We start from the raw sequence: 18,500 nt of genomic DNA, 5'->3' as shown, positions 1-18,500 counted from the left end.
TCCTTTCCTCCTTGTTTAAGATAAGCCCGGCGAGGGCGGCTTTTTGCCGCCTGCCAGGCTTACGTTTCCCACTACTTTTGAATGTTTTACGGGTCTTAAAGTCAAAAGCTTTATCGTGCAAGCACGAACAGCTTTCTGGCTTTGATCCCCTGATGTTAGCAAACTTCTGCGCCTGCGGGCATTTTTTTCTCGGGAACCATGAGAGCCAGCTCGCCGTTCTCATCCTCAGCGCAGAGGATCATTCCCTCGGAAAGAACGCCTGCCAGTTTGGCGGGTTTGAGGTTTACAAGAACCATTACCTTCTTGCCGACCATCTCCTCCGGTGAATAGTGAGCCTTGATACCGGACACGATCTGTTTTACCTCGCTTCCGATCTTCACCTGGGAGCAGAGAAGCTTTTTGGATTTCTTGACTGCCTCGCAGGAGATGATCTCACCTACCTGGAACTGCATTTTCTCGAAGTCCTCGAAGGTGATCTCCTCTTTTTTCGGGATGTCGATCACCGGCTCTTCCTCTTTGGCTTCCTCGGTCTCACCGGCTGCGGCTTTGGCTGCGGCTTTCTTGGCCTCTACCTTTTCCAGAACCTCTTTGACGTCCTGACGTGCGAAAAGGATCTCCGGCTGCTCTGTCACCTTGTTTCCTGACTCATAGAGACCGAAAGTATGCATATCGGAAAGCTCTCTCTTCTTGGCGTTCAGCTGAGCGAGGATCTTCTCGGAAGTCTCCGGCATGAAGGAGCAGAGAAGGCTGCCGCCGATCGTGATGCTCTCTACCAGGTTGTAGAGAACTGTTGCCAGACGATCCTGTTTCTCCGGATCCTTGGCCAGAGCCCAGGGCATGGTCTCGTCGATGTATTTGTTACAGCGTTTGAAGAGAACGAAGATCTCACTGATGGCATCTGCCACACGAAGGTCGTTCATCTTTGCATTTACTCTGTCCACGGTGGAGAGAACAACCTGTTTGAGGTCCTCATCCATGGTGTCGCTCACGCCTTTGTCAGCCACAACGCCGCCGAAATATTTATTTGACATGGAAACCGTACGGTTCAGAAGGTTTCCGAGGGTGTTGGCAAGGTCGGAGTTCAGACGCTCCACCATCAGATCCCAAGTGATCACGCCGTCGTTCTCGAAGGGCATCTCATGAAGCACAAAGTAACGCACTGCGTCTACGCCGAAGAGCTCTACCAGATCGTCTGCGTAGATTACGTTTCCTTTGGACTTACTCATTTTTCCGTCGCCCTGAAGGAGCCAAGGATGACCAAATACCTGCTTCGGCAGAGGCAGATCCAGAGCCATCAGGAAGATCGGCCAGTAGATTGTATGGAAACGAATGATGTCTTTTCCAATGAGGTGAAGGTCTGCGGGCCAGTTTTTCTTGAAGAGGTCGCTGCTCTCACCGTCGCAGTCATAACCGATTCCGGTGATGTAGTTGGTCAGGGCGTCAAGCCATACATAAACCACATGCTTCGGATCGAAGTCTACCGGGATTCCCCATTTGAAGGAGGTTCTGGATACGCAGAGATCCTGCAGTCCCGGCAGAAGGAAGTTGTTCATCATCTCATTTTTACGGGAAACGGGCTGGATGAACTCCGGATGCTCGTTGATGTAGTCGATGAGTCTCTGGGCATATTTGCTCATTTTGAAGAAGTAAGCTTCCTCACGGGCAGGCTGTACCTCGCGGCCGCAGTCCGGGCATTTGCCGTCTACCAGCTGGGACTCGGTAAAGAAAGACTCACAGGGAGTACAGTACATTCCCTCGTAATAGCCCTTATAGATATCGCCTTTGGCGTACATTTTTTTGAAAATTTTCTGAACCTGTTTCTCATGATACTCATCGGTGGTACGGATGAATTTATCATAGGAAGTGTTCATAAGATCCCAGATCCGTTTGATCTCGGAAGACACGTTATCGACAAACTCTTTCGGAGTAATGCCGGCTTCCTCGGCCTTCAGCTCAATCTTCTGGCCGTGCTCGTCGGTTCCGGTCTGGAAAAACACATCATAGCCCTGCTCTCTCTTGAAACGGGCGATGCTGTCTGCGAGAACGATCTCGTAGGTGTTTCCGATATGCGGCTTGCCTGAGGTATAGGCAATGGCCGTGGTGATGTAATATTTTTCTTTTGACATGTGTAGATCCTCCTTCTTAATTCCGCAGAGACGATTCCGGACAGGCACAGCATACCACATCAGTGTATCTGTCCCGGCTGTCCTAACGTCCTGCATCCATTGCTTCCCGCGAAAAAAACCGCCTTCCCGGGGATCTCCCAGAGAAGGCGGCATAAAACCGCGTTACCACTTCACTTCATCTCCTTCTCACAAAGGAGACCTCACTGAGTGCTTTTCACACTCTTCCGCTGTAACAGGCGGTCCTGTCACCGGCTTGCTGTCCCATCAAAGCTCACCCGTGCCGCTCAGAAGCCATCTTCACCCATCGTCCCTATGACCCCTCTCAGCAAACAGGCCTCTCTGTGATATTTCTTATGGGTTACTCTCTTCATCTCTGCGTTTTCCCTAGATTTTAGGCTATCACAGGCGGTTGGGGTTGTCAAGGGGAAAAGTCAAATGACTTCTCAGACCATCGGGGACATACAGCGTGCCAAAAACTCCGTCTCCAGTGGTTAGTGCTTCGTCATCCACACCCGCATTTCATTCAGCCCCCGGTTGCCCCAGCTGTAATAGGGAACCGCATAAGCCGTGCAGGGTGTTTCTTTGAGCTTTCTGGCGGAATACAGGCCCTCGGGGATCTCTTTTCGGAAAGCTTTCACTTTCAGTCTTGTGACACCGTTTAAGAGCTTCGGGTCAAAAGCTTCCGCTTCTGCCGGTTCCGAATCGTCGATGGCTAGAGACAGGATATCTCCGTTATTGTCCGCCCCCTCAAAGCAGTAGACCAGCGGACCTCTCTGGAGAGCCACACAGCCCTGGATATCCGGGATTTTCGGGGAAGCATAGAGAAATTCCGGGGCGTCATCCAGCTGGAGCTCAATGATCTCTCCCGTCTCAACGGTTCCCAGATAGAGGTAGCCCTTCTCGATTTTGTAAGATACCTCCGCCATAGAACCGGCGTCTGTCCCCCGCCGTACCGTCACGCTGCTGCTCCAGCCCGGAACACGGACTGCCAGCTCTTTTCCGCCCTTTCTGATCTCATAGCGGATCGTAAAAGCATAGGGATATTCGGTGACGCAGTTCAGTTCCAAGCCATTTTCAAACTTTGTGTCTCCCGCTACATAGAGGTGGCAGTAAGCGGTATTGCCATTTTCTCCGTAAGCATACTTTCCAATGGAAGTGATGAGCCGCGCCACATTTGGCGGGCAGCACGCGCAGGCGTACCAGGTGGGCCGCTGGGGAATCACATGCTTATGCGTCACCGCCTCGCCGGCAATGCCCGGAACCACTTCCAGGGGATTCACATAGAAAAAGCGTCTGCCGTCCAGCTGCATGCCTGCGAGAACCGTATTATAGAAGGCCCGCTCCATCACGTCCCCATAGGTTCCCTTTACCTCATTTTCCAGCATCCTGGAGGCGAAAAACATCAGGCCGATGGAAGCACAGGTCTCCGCATAAGCCGTATCATTGGGAAGATCATAATCCTTCGTGAAAGCCTCCCCAAGAAACGTGGAACCGATGCCACCAGTGACATACATCCGCCGTTCCGTAATGCTCTTCCAGAGCCGATCGCAGGCTTTTTTCAGCTCCTGATCATCGGTTTCGGAAGCCAGATCTGCCATGGCTGTATAGAGATACACGGCCCGGACACTGTGGCCAGTGGCTTCGTCCAGCTCCCGCACCGGGCACTGGCTCTGCTGGTAAGCGTGATCCGTCGGATCAGCTCCCCATACCTTCCAGGTTCTCTTAGCTACTTCTTTTTCGTAAAAAGCGGTGTCTGCACCGCGTATATTCAGAAAATGCTCCGCCAGATCCAGGCAAAGCTTATCCCCAGTTGCGCGGTACATCCGAAGCAGCGCCAGCTCCACCTCCGGGTGCCCCGGGTAGCCCTCATGGCCTTCCGTCACAAAATGATGGTAAATGCACTCGGCATTTTTCAGCATCACCTTCAAAAGCCTGTCTTTTCCGGTCGCCTCATAGTAGGCCACTGCCGCCTCCATCATATGACCCGCGCAGTAAAGCTCATGGCCTTCCAGCAGGTTGGTCCAGCGCTTGTCCCGATCCTTTATCGTGTAGTAGGTGTTCAGATAGCCGTCCGAGTCCTGGGCTCCGGCGATGATATCGATAACCCGGTCCGCCGTGGCCTCCAACTCCGTATCCGGGAAAAGAATCAGCGCATAAGCCACAGCCTCCAGCCATTTGGCCGCGTCGCTGTCCTGAAAGACCATGCCATAGAAGCCGTCTCCCACATCCTCTCCTCTGAGAGCCTTCCCTGCATTGATGAAGTTCCGGATCACATGGCTTTTTTCCACGCCCTCCATCTCATCGCAAAGCACCTTATACTGATACGGAATCACCACATCCTTGATGAGATGCTGATAACGGCCGACAAAACCCTCGGCGGTGGTGAAATCTTTCAGTGAAATCTGTTTTTGTACTTTCATTTTGAGTCTCCTTTCCAATGGGGACGGTGTTTTTGGCTCTTTTCCTGTCCCTGTTGACCTTCTCTAAAGCTAAAAGAACTGCTGTATTTCTCCGAGGTTGTTGTCACAACTTCCAGATTATTCAGATCCGAAAAGATGGATTCTTTGCTTACCCTTTTAAATGTGGAGAATAAAAGTCGTAAGCTCTCCCCAGTGACCGGATACATACGCTTCCTGCAGCTTTCGCAGCTTGTCATTTTTCCAGATATTCAGCCCTTCAAAATATGTTCCAAGCCCTGAATACTTCACGGAAAAAAAGTATTCTACCCTACTCATATTCAAAATTTTTCCAAACCGTCTCGGCCGGGTAATCAGCGTCACACTGTCCTGATTCTCCCATCATTCTCTGATAAAATCCGTCTTATCTATATAAAAACAATAGTTTTCTCTGATCGATATAAAATCCTGATTTCCTATGGAGATTACTGATTTCATGCTGCCGACCTTCTTTCCTGTTATAAAAAGAGTTTCATGCCACCCAATCTCTTCATTGAGATCATGATAGCATGAAACTCTTTTAGCGTAAAGTCAGATTTTCCTTGTTCTCTCTGATCTGGACATTCCTGCAGTCCTTCAGGGCGTATAATTCCTGATTTTTTTCAGAATAATGGATCTCATTTTCTTCAATCCGGATATTTTTATGTACCGTTCTTTCCTCCGATGCTTTTTCAATCACAGGATCTATAAAAATCACACCGTCACCCTGGCAGTTGTAAAATTTGTTATTTCGTATCAGAACATCTTCTACTCTGCCTGACTCATACCAGTTGTTTGCATCGCAGGAAATGTAAATGGGCGCCATACTCAATTTACAGAATGCATTATTTTCAATGACAATCGGTTTTCTGCTTGTAACCAGAACGCCAAAGCCATGCAGATAGCGCAGGTTCACATTTTCTATGCAGATATCTCTACTCAGCCAGAAAAAGGCTCCCGGCGTATCCCGTATCGTCAATCTCATCTGCGCGCACAGCCCTGTCTGCACACTCTCATGCCAATCCACAAGGGGCAGTCTTTTATATTTCTTTGAATTTTTAAGGGTATATAAAAAAGCCTGAGCAGAGATTTCAATGATTCTGCTCAAGCTTTTTTGGGGGATTCCCGGTGGTTTCCGGCTTCACGCCATCGCCCGATACAGCCGCTCTTTCGACAGCTCCGGTGTCTCGTTCAGGGCATAGGAAAACTCGTCTACCAGCAGGTGTTCCACCTGTTTTTTGTAGTTGAATTCCATTTCGCCGAACTTTTTTCCGCTCTCTTTTCTCTTCTTTTCCTTCTGGTACAGTTCTTTGAAGAGTTTCAGGTGGCCGGCTATATCGTGCCTTTCCATAAGTCCGTCATAATGGGCTTTCAGCTGGGCCGGTTTACTGACGTAAAAGGGAGCCGCTTCCATGGATTCGAGCTCTTTTAAATAAGTACAGGCTTCTTTTTTTGTAATGATATTCCGCATAAAGATATCAGAATCGACAGGAACATAAATCCGTGCGTTGCCCGTCGCATCCAGCGGACGCAGCGTATAATATTCCTTGGCTTTATCCGCAGAAAAACCTGGCTTTCCGATCTCTTCCACCACACAGATACCAATATTTTTGTACATGATATGTTCTCCGATCTGATACATTCTTTTTACCTCCTCTTTATCTGTTAGAAATATTTTATCACAAATTTACATAAATTTTCAAAGGCAGTTTTGTACAAATCTTACAGTTTCTACAGAGGTAAAAATGCCCAACGCCGCTCCTATTTCACCCCATACAAAACTCCCGCGCCTTTGATCATCCACGGGGTCTGGATGAATTTCGGGACGAGCTGGTTCTGGTTCTCGATATTGGCGATGTAGTGGACTTCGGCGAAACCTTCCGCTTTCAGCTCTTTCACCAGGTCTTCCATATCTCCGTACAACGCTTTCTGGGCAAACATGTCCTGAAGGGAAAAAGCCCCGCCTTTTTTGAGGACGCGGAGGGCCTCTCTGACCACATCCCGCTTATCCCTGGCTGTGCGGACCTCGTGGAAGACAAAATTGCTCACCACAGCATCAAAAGTTTCATCCGGGAAAGCAAGCTTTGCGGCGTCTCCCTTTTCAAAACGGCCCCGGGCTGCCACACCCTCAAGCTTTGCATTCTGCTCGCACTGTTCTTTCGCATAGCTCCATTCCTTTCCCCAGTAGTCCATTCCCACAAAGGAGGCCTTCGGAAATGTCTTTGCACAGCGCATGGTCAGCGCTCCGGCGCCGCAGCCGATATCGAGAAAGGTGCCTTTTCCGTCCCATTTAAGGTGATCCACCAGAAACTGATGCACATCCCCCATGATATCGCCCTTTTTGAAATCAAAAGCTTCCCGGCAGCGCCACATATAAAAGGTATAAGCGCAGAAAATCAGGCAGAGAATGCCAGTGACCCAGGCTGCCGGTTTCAGCTGGAAAACCCGCTGAAAAAGAAACGTCAGAACGGCCAGCACCGAGTCTGCCGCTCCCAGCATTTTCATGATATTTGTCGGCACCCAGTTTCCATAATTTGCCTTCGTTGATAAAGTTAATTTCTTCCTTGCCATAAAGAACTCCTTTCCGCTTTTGCAGCATAACGTTTGTTACATTTTGTTATGTAAAAAGGTCCGGGGCAGCTGCCTCGGACCTTAGTTACCATTTTTCTGATATTCTGTTTTTGGAAGCTTTTCGCTGCCTTCCATTTTCAGGAGCTTCACCAGCGCCTCAAACCCGGCGTCACAGTATTCGCCAATCTGCCTTGCCAATTTCTTCGTCTCCTCCAGACTGTAATCTTTCTGAATGACGGCCAAATAACTCTCAATCCGCATCCGCACCAGCACATCCAGAAGTTTCGGGTCAACTTTAGCGATCCCGTATTTTTCAAAAAACATGCAAAAACCGTTGGTCAAGCCCTCCCGAAGGGTCTCAAACACCTTTTCATAGGGAGTCCCGGCTGTCCCGGTCATCAAAATCTGAAATTCCGCCTTATGCAGCCAGATCATTTCCACCATCCACTCGTCTGCATCCGAGCTGGAAGCTTCTTCCTCAAACTCGCTCTTGACGTTCTGGTTCATGAGCAGCAGAAACTGAGCAAGGATCGGATCTAGGATCTCTTTCAACACTGCTTCCTTATTTTCAAACTGAAAATAGAAAGCTCCGGTGGTGACGCCCGCCTTCTTACAGATGCTCCGAAGGCTCGCCCCCTTATATCCTTTCTCCAGAAATTCCTCCCTGGCGGCTTTTAAAATTTCTTTTCGTGAAGATTCCTTTTCTGTATTCATATCCAGATATTAGCACAGACTAACTAAAATGTCAATTTTCTTAAAATCACAGCTTCAACATTTTTTAAGTTCAGCGTTTTGAAAATCAAGTTGCTGATACATTGATATGCTGGGCGGAAAATGAGGCCTGGCGAGTCAAGGTATCTGTTACTTCGCTTTCGCTGTGCTGGATTGACCGCAAACCGCCAAAATCCCAAATGTGGTCAATGGAAGCGCCCAAAATGCATGACTGCAATTCTCAAAAATCTAAATGCAGTCAATGAAAGTACCAAAAATGCATGACTGCATTTCTTAAAATTCCAAATGTGGTCAAACACACCAAATTGCAGATCCCAATTCTCAAAACTCCCCAATCCATGCTTTTACCGGAATTTCCTGTAAATTTCCCGAATATTTTGTACAATTTTTTTCAGAAAAACACTTGCAATTTCCTTTTTTTGTGTTATAGTAGTTATAGAACAAATGCAAAATAGTTCTCAATGAATCCTACTATACCAAAAGGAGGCAGGACTTATGAATATCAATAAATTTACACAAAAATCCATTCAGGCCGTCAACGACCTGGAGAAAATCGCATATGAATATGGAAACCAGGAGATTGAGGAGGAACACCTTCTCTATTGTCTTCTGAACCAGGAAGACAGCCTGATCCTCAAGCTGATCGAGAAAATGGAGATCAACAAGGATGAGCTCCAGCGCTCCCTGATCGATGCGCTGAACAAACGGCCGAAGGTTTCCGGCGGACAGGTTTACATCGGCAAGGACCTGAACCGTGTGCTGGTGAGCGCCGAGGATGAAGCCAAGGCCATGGGCGACGAGTACGTTTCCGTGGAACACCTCTTCCTCTCCCTGCTCCGTTATCCCAACGCCGGTATCCGCGATCTGTTCAGAAATTATGGCATCACGAGAGACCGTTTCCTTCAGGCTCTCTCCACAGTCCGGGGCAATCAGCGGGTGACCAGCGACAACCCGGAGGTAACTTATGATACCCTGAACAAATACGGCGAGGATCTGGTGGAGAAAGCCAGAAACCAGAAACTGGATCCGGTCATCGGCCGTGATACGGAGATCCGTAACGTGATCCGTATCCTTTCCCGTAAGACGAAAAACAATCCGGTTCTCATCGGTGAACCCGGTGTTGGTAAAACCGCAGCCGTAGAAGGTCTGGCTCAGCGTATCGTCCGGGGCGATGTTCCTGACACGCTGAAAGACAAGACCATCTTTGCCCTGGATATGGGTGCTCTGGTGGCCGGCGCCAAATACAGAGGTGAATTTGAGGAACGACTGAAAGCCGTCCTCGAAGAAGTCAAGAAGAGCGAAGGTAAGATCATCCTCTTCATCGATGAGCTTCACCTGATCGTAGGCGCAGGAAAAACCGACGGCGCCATGGATGCAGGCAACATGCTGAAACCTATGCTGGCCCGTGGCGAACTTCACTGTATCGGTGCCACTACCCTGGATGAATACCGGGAGTACATCGAGAAGGATGCTGCTCTGGAACGTCGTTTCCAGCCTGTCATGGTCAATGAGCCCACGGTGGAAGATACCATTTCCATCTTAAGAGGACTGAAAGAGCGTTACGAAGTTTTCCATGGTGTCAAAATCACCGACAGCGCTCTGGTGGCAGCCGCTACCCTCTCCAACCGTTACATCTCTGACCGTTTCCTTCCGGATAAGGCCATCGACCTGGTGGATGAAGCCTGCGCTCTCATCAAGACCGAGCTGGATTCCATGCCCACCGAGCTGGACGAACTCCGCCGTCGTGTCATGCAGCTGGAGATCGAGGAAGCAGCCCTGAAAAAAGAGACCGACAATTTAAGCCGCGAGCGTCTCGCTGACCTTCAGAAAGAGCTGGCAGAGCTCCGGGATGAATTCAATACAAAGAAAGCCCAGTGGGACAATGAAAAGCATTCTGTCGAAAATCTCTCCAAACTCCGTGAGCAGATCGAAGACATGAACAAACAGATCGAGAAGGCAAAACAGAACTACGACCTGAACAAGGCTGCAGAGCTCCAGTACGGCGAACTGCCCAAACTCCAGCAGCAGCTTTCCATCGAGGAAGAAAAGGTTAAAAATGAAGATCTCTCCCTGGTACACGAAAGCGTCACCGAGGATGAGATCGCCCGTATCGTCTCCCGCTGGACCGGCATTCCCATTGCCAAACTGACCGAAGGCGAGCGGACCAAGATCCTTCATCTGGACGAAGAACTCCACAAACGGGTTATCGGTCAGGACGATGGCGTGCAGAAAGTGACGGATGCCATCATCCGTTCCAAAGCAGGCATCAAAGATCCGACGAAGCCCATTGGTTCCTTCCTGTTCCTTGGACCTACCGGCGTTGGTAAGACCGAGCTGGCGAAAGCCCTGGCCCAGTGTCTGTTCGACGACGAGAACAACATGGTGCGTATCGATATGAGTGAGTACATGGAGAAATATTCCGTGTCCCGTCTGATCGGAGCTCCTCCCGGATATGTAGGCTACGAGGAAGGCGGTCAGCTGACCGAGGCCGTGCGCCGGAAACCTTATTCCGTTGTTCTTTTCGATGAGATCGAGAAGGCTCATCCGGATGTGTTCAACGTTCTTCTGCAGGTACTGGACGATGGCCGTATCACCGATTCCCAAGGCCGGACGGTAGACTTCAAGAACACGATTCTCATCATGACATCCAACATCGGCTCTTCCTACCTGCTGGACGGCATTTCCGAAGACGGCTCCATCAAAGAAGAGGCGGCCAACCTGGTCATGAATGACCTCCGCGGTCACTTCCGTCCGGAATTTCTGAACCGTCTCGATGAGATCATCATGTTCAAGCCTCTGACCAAGGACAACATCGGCCACATCGTTGACCTAATGATGAAAGATCTGAACGAGCGTCTTTCCGATCGGGAGATCTCTCTGGAGTTGACACCGGAAGCAAAAGACTATATCATAGATGGTGGCTATGACCCCGTCTATGGAGCACGGCCTTTAAAACGGTTCCTCCAGAAACATGTGGAGACTCTCGCAGCCCGGGAAATCTTAAGCGGCGAGATCCATGAGGGCGACACCATCCTCATCACACTTCAGGACGGAACTCTGAAAGCAGAAAGGAAAGCCGGATGATTCCAAAGGATCCCGTCATTCTGCTGAGCTATGTAAACACACAGCTCCGGGACTATTTTGATTCCCTGGATGCCTTATGTTCCCTTCGGGGAATCCGGAAAGATTCCCTGATCGCAACGCTCGACAGCATTGACTATCATTATGACGAAAAAACGAACCAGTTCATTTAAGAGCTGGTTCGTTTTTTTGTCTCAATATTTCGTGTACATGTAAGTAAAAGCTTTTCTCAATGCCTGTCTGCTCATGGTCTTGCCCCACTGGATCTGACAGTCGCCGGTGGAATTGCAGTCCGCATACTGAATGCTGCCGCTGTAAACCTTCGTGACAATGATCGTGTGGGAGTTGTTGTTGATTCGGATCACATCTCCCGCATGAATCGTCCGGTAACTCTCCACATACTTCCATTTTTTCAGGCTTCCATAGAGATCCTGGGCAACCTTCAGGGCGAAACCGTGGCACTGATAACCAGCCACCTGCATTCCTGCGACCATCCCAAGATAAAGATTGCTCTCACAGCCCACGGAATTATATGCACAGTAGCGATCGTCATCATGAATACAGGGTCTCTGTGTCACCTGATTGTTGTTTCCTCCGTCGTTCCAGTAGGTTCCTGTGGGAAATTTCTTCTGCTCCGCTGCCAGCCGGCTCACCACCTGAATATTGACCCGGTAACAGTACGCCCGCTTCTTCCAGGTGTATTTCGCTGTCAACACCGCAGTACCTGTATGTTTCGCTGTGACCTTTCCGGTATCATCCACCGTCACAATGGACGGCTTCGAGGAAGTCCAGCGGACATCTGTTACGTTCTTCCCTTTCAGAGTGACCTTTCCGGTGTCGCCCTGACGGATCTGTCCGGCCGAAAGCCGAAATTCTTTTCGTCTGGTGTATTGGAACTGGACCTGTATTTTCTTTGCCTGAGCCGCCCGAACCTGCAAAGGTTCCAGTAAGACTCCGCCCATCACACTTCCCAGTATCAACAGCCATGCTGCCAGGCACACTTTCCATAATCGCTTCATTGAATCCTGCGCCTCTCTTTTCTTTCATTCTCTGCGCCGGAAAATCTTCTCCTTTTTCGGCGTTCTTTTTTATCATAAGCCACCGTTTCCTGCTTGTCAACGCCGTAACTTTTAAGATTTTATGAACCCTTTGTTGATTTTGCTGTTTTCTGTCAATTCCCATAAAAAATGCCAATTATTTTTACCTGATTTTCTCACTCTTTTCCCCGTACGGACTCCTTCTTTGACAAAATGCACAACTTTTTCCCATTTTCTCCCAGGGAAACCCTCTTCAAAACATCCGTTCGATGAAAGTTATCCACATTTTCATTCTCGGGTTTTCGTGGGAAAAGTGGACTTATACACCAAGTTATCCACATTATCCACATTTTTTATCCCCAATTTGGTGGTTTACATAGGTTTCCACCGAAACAAATGTTTTGTCTATTTATCATAATTGCCTTTTTTCGTCGCTTTTTTGTGCAAAAATCATTGTTTCATTCATTATGAAAAATTTCACCATTATCTGACGATTCATTTTCCACACCCTGTACGCCCTGCGCCAAAAATGGCAGAGAGCGAGATACGCTACACATATCTCGCTTTGATTAGCGGTCGTCAAATGCACTTGCACAAGTGCGTGCATTTTCCTCGTCGCCATAACAAAAAATACCGGCAAACGGAAGATGTTCCATTCGCCGGTATTTTATCATTTTTAATCGGAAATCGGATCCCAGTAAGTCATAAAGACGTTGCCTGCCTCCTCGAAAAGAGCGGTGCTGTCGTTGATTCCATAGTAGAAGGTCTCGGTCTCGCCGGGATTCATAAGGATTGTATTATACTCGTCGTAACCTGCGATGATGACGATGCCCTGAGGGGTCTGGTCTGTGATCGGGGTCTTAGCCAGCACCGGTGTTCCCTCGCTGACATAGTAGAGAACGGAATCCAGCGTGCAGCCGCTCAAATCAAGGGCTTTCCTGCCGGTTCCCTCCTCGATGGCTGCCACATCCATGGAGCCGTTCCGGATCACATCCGGGAAGGTGCTGGTGTCCAGCGTGAGCTTCGTCACTTTGTTTCCGCGTTCCCAGATGTTCTGGAGGTTGCCGTCCACCACCACGCCCAGGTTCTCATCCGCTGTCTTCACCGCCGTATTGATGGCTGTGCAGACGTCGTAGAGCTTGCCCTTCGCGTAGACATAATAGAGCTCTTCCCGCTCCCCGGAGGCCTCAAGCTTCACGCTCGCCGTGCCCTCCTGAATGGTCTCCCGGCTTCGGATGACCTTAGGTGCAGAACTCGTGGAAAGAGCGCTTCCCACAGTGAGATAAGTTTCAGTCTCTTTCCGGCTCGTGGTCTTCGTGGTAAGGCCTGCCTGACCGCTCTCATCGGCGCTGCTGCTGACAATATGGTCCTCCAGGGCATCCACAAAGCTTCCGTCTGCCTGCCGTTCCACCCGGGTCATGGTCATCATTTTACTCTCGATGACCGTATCGGTCACATAATAATTTCCGACGCTGTATTCCTTCACCACCTCGCCGCTTCCGTTGACCAGCTCCACCTTTTTCATCGGGAAAAATTCCAGGCCCGCATGAGCAGTGTTGATATCTGCGGTATCGGCAATGCCATAAACGGCGGCCTCATCCAGGAAGCCTAAGTATCGGAGCCGCTCGGAATCCCCGCAGGAAATGGTCTGTTTCTGTCTCGTATCAAGATCCAGGATCGTAAGGACGGAAGCATCGTAGGTGCTCTCGGTCCAGGCAAAATACCGGCCGGTTCTGGAGGAACCATAGCAGCCCTCTTTCAGGCCGGAAACCAGAACCTCCGCCTGGTGGGTCGCAAAATCAATGCCGTAAACGCTGCCATCCACACAGACATAGAAGTAATTCCGGTCTGTGGAAATATAATTGAGGTCCTCCACATCCCTTTTCAGAAGCTCATAGTTCTGCTTTGCCTCCACGAAAAGGCACTCGGTAATGCTGGAATCCGTGGCATTGAAATAGTAGACCGCCACACCGGATTCTCCCTCGTGCCGTCCCCGGTTCATGTAACCGGAAACCAGGAAATACATATTTCCCGCCTCGTCGATATTCACAATCTGAATATCGTTCTGCATGTAAGTGTCTCTGGCATCGGAATTGCTCTGTTGCGGGAAACTGAAGACCTCCATCATCTTGTTTCCGGAGGTCTGATACTCCCAGAGAGCGCCTTGGCGGACGAAAGCCACACAGTTGTTCTTCAGATCGCTTAAATATTCCACATCCCTGCCGGCGATACCAAGATTGATGCCGGAGGAGGTGATAACGCCGGTGTTTTCCGGATTGAAGACCTCGTTCACAGTCCGCTCGAAATCCAGAAGACGGATACGCTCCTCGGTGTAGAGCATCCGGTAATATTCCGATACGGCGTAAAGCTCGGTCTCGTTGTTGTCATTTTTCGCGGAGATCATATAGTCCATGACGATCGTAGCCGTACTGTCGTTGATCTCCTTAAGGCTCGGCGTGGGCTTATAGTAGGCCTGGGGGCTTAAGGAGCCCCAGCTCAGCTGGTCCATGCTGCAATGGATATCCGAGAAAGCAAAGGTCGAATTGTCTCCCTCGTCGCTCGGCTCAATGTAGGCGGAAATGGATTCCAGATCGTTTTTGTTCAGGCATCTCTCATAGAAGCCCATCGCGAAATCCAGATAGCTCTCCGTATGGAGGCCGTCCTCGTTAATGATCCGCGTATAATAATACAGCACCTGACCGCCCGCCGTGATCTTTAATTTCAGCGCATACTCGGTATTGATGAGAAGGTTGTCCTGAAGGCTTAAAGTGACATTCAGATAACCGTCCTGCTCCTCCGTCTTGTTGACCTTGGTATTTTCCAGCGTTCGGGAACCGTCGGCGTTCAAGACCTCATAGCTGATATCGCTGATCTTTTTCTTATAGGGATCGATACGAAGATTCAGGGTCCTGTCATTTTCCAGAGGAGTCAGAGTGTCCCGCATGGCGGTGACGTCCATCTCCTGGGTATAGCCGTGGAGGCAGTTTAAGAGACTGTCCCCGTTTTTCATGTATACCAGCGGAAAGGTGGCTTCCGCCATGGTCTCGGTGGTGTCCGTGGTTCCTTGGTTCAGATACCAGTAAAAACCGACCACTGCCAGCACGAAAATCGCTGCCAGCGTCAGAATGCGTATTATGATTTTTTTCATGCCCCTTATCCTCTCTTGTCATCCAACAGCCGTTTCAGCGTCGGATCTACTCCTAAAAACTCCATGCAGGCCTTTAATTCCGGTGATTTTCCTTTCCGGGAGCCCTTCACTGCCCGGATCAGAATGTTTTTCGGCGTATGTTCCATATCGATAAATTCCAGGATCTGCACTTCATACCCCTGTTCCTCCAGCACTCCTGCACGGAGCGCATCGGTCACAAGTGCAGCCATCCGTTCCCGGATCAGACCGTATTTCAATACCGGCTCCAACACCTCCTGATGGATCTGCCGGTTCAGCTCATGCTGACAGCAGGGCACTGACAAAATGACCTTCGCCCCCCAGCGGACGGCCTTTTCCAGTGCAAAATCTGTCGCCGTATCACAGGCGTGGAGCGTCACCACCATATCCACACGGTCCTCTCCCGTGTAGGAGGCGATATCGCCGGTCAGGAATTTCAGCTTGTCGTAGCCGTAATCCCGGGCCAGGGCATCGCAGTGCTCGATGACGTCCTCCTTCAGATCCAGACCGATGATCCGGATATCCAACCCGTGGAGAACCTTCAGATAATAATACAGCGCGAAGGTCAGGTAAGACTTGCCGCAGCCGAAGTCGAGGATCGTCACTTCCCGATCCTTCGGAAGCTCCTCCCGGATGTCCTCGACAAATTCCAGGAAACGGTTGATCTGCCGGAATTTGTCATATTTGGAATGAACAATTTTTCCCTCGGGGGTCATGACCCCTAAGTCCACCAGAAACGGCACCGGCGTGCCTTCCTCGAGAATGTAGCGTTTTTTCCGGTTGTGACTTAAGTCCGCCGGACGCATCTTGATGGGTTTTCGTTTTTCCCTGATTGTGACCTTGCCCTTCTTGCTGGTCAGAACGGAGACGGTCCGGTCTGTGAGATCCAGCTGGAGCTGGCCAAAATCATTCATGAGCCATTCCGTGATCTTCGAAATAGCCGCCTCTTTTTCCAGATTTTCATGAAACTGCTGCTTTCCCACCTGAGCAGCGGTCTGAAAAAGGAGGCTTCCTTTATGAAGCACCGGCCGGATTTTCACCCTCGAAGGGCCGTCTTTTTTCCGGGCCGCGCTTAAAACTGCCTGAATCAGCTGATCCGTCAGACAGGCAGTCAGTGTATCATATAAATTTCCCATTGAAATTCCTCGTTTTCTAAAGAATTATTCAAAACGTTCAAATCATCAGGCCCCAGACCCGCGCATTACATGCGCTATCGCTGCATTCGCAGCTTTTGTCTGAGGCTGATAGGCGTTCCGCCCATCACAAAATGACAATCCAGCCTATTGCAAACCAGTTTGCATAGCCTGTCTTTTCATTTTGCTTATGCTCTGAACTGTTATATACAAAAAGAGTCGCAGCTTTCGCCACGACTCTATTGTAAAGGCTTTTTTTAAAAACCTCAACCGTTTTTTCAAACTTCTGTATCAGCCCTTTACACCGCCGACCACGATACCTTTGACAAAGTATTTCTGGAAGAACGGATAGATGCAGAGAACCGGGAGAACACCGATAACTGCGATGGCCATACGGATACTTACGCTGGGAAGTTTGGAAACATCCACTGCGGAAGCTGCCGAGCTCTGGCCGCTGGTCAGGAACTGAATGTTGGTGATGATCGTATTCAGGATCGCCTGAATACTGAAGAGGCTCTCGTCGGTGATGTAGTACAGGCTGTTGGTCCAGTCATTCCAATAGCCTAAGCCTACCATCAGGGAGATGGTTGCCATCATGGGTTTGGAAAGAGGGATAACCACTCTTGCCAGGATCTTGTACTCTCCTGCTCCGTCGATTCTGGCTGCCTCGATGAGGGCGTCCGGAATGCTGGAGGTGAAGAAGGAACGCATCATGATAACGTAGAACGCATTCAGAAGAAGGTTCGGCATGATCAGCGCCCAGATCGTATTTTTGATATGGAAGGTCTGGGTCCACATCATGTAGCTCGGAACCAGGCCGCCGTTGAACAGCATCGTGAAAAATACGAAGAAGGAAAAACCATAGCGGAACGGAAGCTCTTTTCTGGAAAGAGGATAAGCGAACAGGGTGGTGATGAGTACGCTCAAGGTGGTTCCCACCAGGGTTACGATGAGAGTAATGCCATAGCCTTTGGCGATCTTCATACTGCTCTTGAAAAGATATGTATACGCATTCAGTGAAAACTCTTTCGGCCAGAAGCCGTAACCATACTGGGCCAGAGCTGCCTCACTGGAAAGTGAGGAAGAGATCAGGAGCAGGAACGGTGCCACTGCCCAGACAGCTAAAATAATAAACACAATATTCAGGACAACCTGTCCGGTTTTACTTTTTGTAACCATCTATATTTCCTCCTTTCCTAGAATAATGCATTGTCTTCATCGATCTTACGGACAATGAAGTTTGCGGTGAGTACCAGAACAAAACCAAGTACAGACTGCAGGAAACCTGCTGCGGAAGCACGTCCCACATCATTTAACTGGGTCAGTCCTTTGTAAACAAAGACGTCGATCGTATCGGTCACGGAAGAGATCAGACCGGAACGCATCGGAACCTGATAGAACAGACCGAAATCGGAATAGAACATACGGCCGATGCTTAAAAGCACCATGGTGATGATCGTTCCGCGAAGTCCGGGAAGAGTAACGTGCCAGACCTGTTTCCAGCGGTTAGCACCGTCTACAGTAGCTGCCTCATAGAGGGAAGAGTCAATACCGATAACCGTTGCATAGTAGAGGATACTGCTGTATCCGAAGCCTTTCCAGAGGTTTACAAATACCAGGATGAAAGGCCAGTATTTGGAGATGGTGTACCAGCTCACGGGATCTTTTCCCATAGCAACCAGGATTTTGTTTAAGAAACCATTTTCCTGGCTCAGGAAACCAAACACGATGTAGGAAACGACTACCATGGAGATCAGGTAGGGAACCAGAATCACGGTCTGGTAGATTTTTTTATTCAGGGTACCACGCATGAAGTTCAGCATAACTGCCACAGCCACAGCCAGTACATTTCCAAGAAGGATAAAGGTCAGGTTGTAACCGATGGTATTCCGGATGATGTTCTTGGCATCCTGTGTTTTAAAAAGATAGGTAAAGTTGCTTAAGCCTGCCCAGTCACTGCCCCAGATTCCTTTTCCGTAATTGAATCGTTTAAAAGCGATCACCAGACCAGCCATGGGAATGTAGTTGTTGATGATCAGATAGATCAGTCCCGGCAGCATCATGGAAAACAGTGCCAGCGTCATTTTCGTCTGTGCCCCTCTTTTCCGACGGCCAGCCGGTTTTACAGCTGTTTTTGCCATGTTTTTTTCCTCCTCGTTATAGCAAATCTCCTAAGAAAACTGCCGGCGGAGTTTTTCCGCCGGCAGATATTCATTTTT

Annotated in this window: 13 protein-coding genes and 1 pseudogene; 2 read left to right on the top strand and 12 right to left on the bottom strand. The window is 49.5% G+C overall.

Going from position 1 to position 18,500, the window contains the following annotated elements; genetic code table 11:
- Window positions 1-155: 155 nt before the first annotated feature.
- The 7 genes and pseudogenes from metG to LKD71_RS00145 form a co-directional block, all read right to left on the bottom strand.
- Window positions 156-2,126, bottom strand: a complete 1,971-nt coding sequence (metG, locus tag LKD71_RS00175; RefSeq protein ID WP_227613892.1) for a methionine--tRNA ligase — start codon at window positions 2,124-2,126, stop codon at window positions 156-158.
- Between the two features lie 491 nt (window positions 2,127-2,617).
- Window positions 2,618-4,546: a glycoside hydrolase family 127 protein gene (locus LKD71_RS00170; RefSeq protein WP_227613891.1), complete on the bottom strand. Its 1,929-nt coding sequence runs from the start codon at window positions 4,544-4,546 to the stop codon at window positions 2,618-2,620.
- Between the two features lie 59 nt (window positions 4,547-4,605).
- Window positions 4,606-5,020, bottom strand: a pseudogene (locus tag LKD71_RS18475) (AAA family ATPase); the annotation flags it as partial.
- 82 nt (window positions 5,021-5,102) lie between these two features.
- On the bottom strand, window positions 5,103-5,546 hold the full coding sequence (locus tag LKD71_RS00160; protein WP_227613890.1) for a right-handed parallel beta-helix repeat-containing protein: 444 nt from the start codon (window positions 5,544-5,546) through the stop codon (window positions 5,103-5,105).
- A 156-nt stretch (window positions 5,547-5,702) separates the two neighbouring features.
- Window positions 5,703-6,203 carry a CarD family transcriptional regulator gene (locus LKD71_RS00155; RefSeq protein ID WP_227613889.1) on the bottom strand — a complete coding sequence of 167 codons (501 nt, stop codon included), beginning with the start codon at window positions 6,201-6,203 and terminating at the stop codon, window positions 5,703-5,705.
- A gap of 119 nt (window positions 6,204-6,322) precedes the next feature.
- Entirely contained in the window at window positions 6,323-7,132 is an 810-nt protein-coding gene (locus tag LKD71_RS00150; protein WP_227613888.1) for a class I SAM-dependent methyltransferase, read from the bottom strand.
- 81 nt (window positions 7,133-7,213) lie between these two features.
- Complete coding sequence (locus tag LKD71_RS00145; RefSeq protein ID WP_227613887.1) at window positions 7,214-7,846, bottom strand: TetR/AcrR family transcriptional regulator; 633 nt, start codon at window positions 7,844-7,846, stop codon at window positions 7,214-7,216.
- Between the two features lie 513 nt (window positions 7,847-8,359).
- Here LKD71_RS00145 and clpB point away from each other — a divergent pair.
- Both clpB and LKD71_RS00135 read left to right on the top strand, forming a co-directional pair.
- Window positions 8,360-10,948: an ATP-dependent chaperone ClpB gene (gene clpB, locus LKD71_RS00140; RefSeq protein ID WP_227613886.1), complete on the top strand. Its 2,589-nt coding sequence runs from the start codon at window positions 8,360-8,362 to the stop codon at window positions 10,946-10,948.
- Entirely contained in the window at window positions 10,945-11,118 is a 174-nt protein-coding gene (locus LKD71_RS00135; RefSeq protein ID WP_117766726.1) for a DUF4250 domain-containing protein, read from the top strand. Before clpB ends, LKD71_RS00135 begins: the two co-directional genes overlap by 4 nt.
- 21 nt (window positions 11,119-11,139) lie before the next feature.
- Here the strand turns inward: LKD71_RS00135 and LKD71_RS00130 are convergent, their stop codons facing one another.
- The 5 genes from LKD71_RS00130 to LKD71_RS00110 all read right to left on the bottom strand — a co-directional run bounded on the left by LKD71_RS00130 (window position 11,140) and on the right by LKD71_RS00110 (window position 18,422).
- Window positions 11,140-11,964 carry an Ig-like domain-containing protein gene (locus tag LKD71_RS00130; protein ID WP_227613885.1) on the bottom strand — a complete coding sequence of 275 codons (825 nt, stop codon included), beginning with the start codon at window positions 11,962-11,964 and terminating at the stop codon, window positions 11,140-11,142.
- Between the two features lie 694 nt (window positions 11,965-12,658).
- A complete protein-coding gene (locus tag LKD71_RS00125) occupies window positions 12,659-15,130 on the bottom strand; it encodes a hypothetical protein (protein WP_227613884.1) in 2,472 nt (823 codons plus the stop codon).
- Window positions 15,131-15,135: 5 nt separating this feature from the next.
- Window positions 15,136-16,284: a class I SAM-dependent methyltransferase gene (locus tag LKD71_RS00120; protein WP_227613883.1), complete on the bottom strand. Its 1,149-nt coding sequence runs from the start codon at window positions 16,282-16,284 to the stop codon at window positions 15,136-15,138.
- Window positions 16,285-16,572: 288 nt separating this feature from the next.
- Window positions 16,573-17,460: a carbohydrate ABC transporter permease gene (locus LKD71_RS00115; RefSeq protein WP_227613882.1), complete on the bottom strand. Its 888-nt coding sequence runs from the start codon at window positions 17,458-17,460 to the stop codon at window positions 16,573-16,575.
- 17 nt (window positions 17,461-17,477) lie between these two features.
- Window positions 17,478-18,422 (bottom strand): ABC transporter permease, encoded by a 945-nt coding sequence (locus tag LKD71_RS00110; RefSeq protein ID WP_227613881.1) that lies wholly within the window; start codon window positions 18,420-18,422, stop codon window positions 17,478-17,480.
- Window positions 18,423-18,500: the final 78 nt, after the last annotated feature.

Source organism: Fusicatenibacter faecihominis (genome assembly GCF_020686945.1).
Lineage (GTDB): Bacteria > Bacillota > Clostridia > Lachnospirales > Lachnospiraceae > Limivivens > Limivivens faecihominis.
This window is presented reverse-complemented; position numbering and strand designations above follow the sequence as displayed.

Coding starts and splice junctions, on each gene's coding strand:
- LKD71_RS00150 (WP_227613888.1), bottom strand. CDS start 7,132: ATGGCAAGGAAGAAATTAACTTTATCAACGAAGGCAAATTATGGAAAC.
- LKD71_RS00145 (WP_227613887.1), bottom strand. CDS start 7,846: ATGAATACAGAAAAGGAATCTTCACGAAAAGAAATTTTAAAAGCCGCC.
- LKD71_RS00170 (WP_227613891.1), bottom strand. CDS start 4,546: ATGAAAGTACAAAAACAGATTTCACTGAAAGATTTCACCACCGCCGAG.
- metG (WP_227613892.1), bottom strand. CDS start 2,126: ATGTCAAAAGAAAAATATTACATCACCACGGCCATTGCCTATACCTCA.
- LKD71_RS00130 (WP_227613885.1), bottom strand. CDS start 11,964: ATGAAGCGATTATGGAAAGTGTGCCTGGCAGCATGGCTGTTGATACTG.
- LKD71_RS00120 (WP_227613883.1), bottom strand. CDS start 16,284: ATGGGAAATTTATATGATACACTGACTGCCTGTCTGACGGATCAGCTG.
- clpB (WP_227613886.1), top strand. CDS start 8,360: ATGAATATCAATAAATTTACACAAAAATCCATTCAGGCCGTCAACGAC.
- LKD71_RS00115 (WP_227613882.1), bottom strand. CDS start 17,460: ATGGTTACAAAAAGTAAAACCGGACAGGTTGTCCTGAATATTGTGTTT.
- LKD71_RS00125 (WP_227613884.1), bottom strand. CDS start 15,130: ATGAAAAAAATCATAATACGCATTCTGACGCTGGCAGCGATTTTCGTG.
- LKD71_RS00110 (WP_227613881.1), bottom strand. CDS start 18,422: ATGGCAAAAACAGCTGTAAAACCGGCTGGCCGTCGGAAAAGAGGGGCA.
- LKD71_RS00160 (WP_227613890.1), bottom strand. CDS start 5,546: ATGAGATTGACGATACGGGATACGCCGGGAGCCTTTTTCTGGCTGAGT.
- LKD71_RS00135 (WP_117766726.1), top strand. CDS start 10,945: ATGATTCCAAAGGATCCCGTCATTCTGCTGAGCTATGTAAACACACAG.
- LKD71_RS00155 (WP_227613889.1), bottom strand. CDS start 6,203: ATGTATCAGATCGGAGAACATATCATGTACAAAAATATTGGTATCTGT.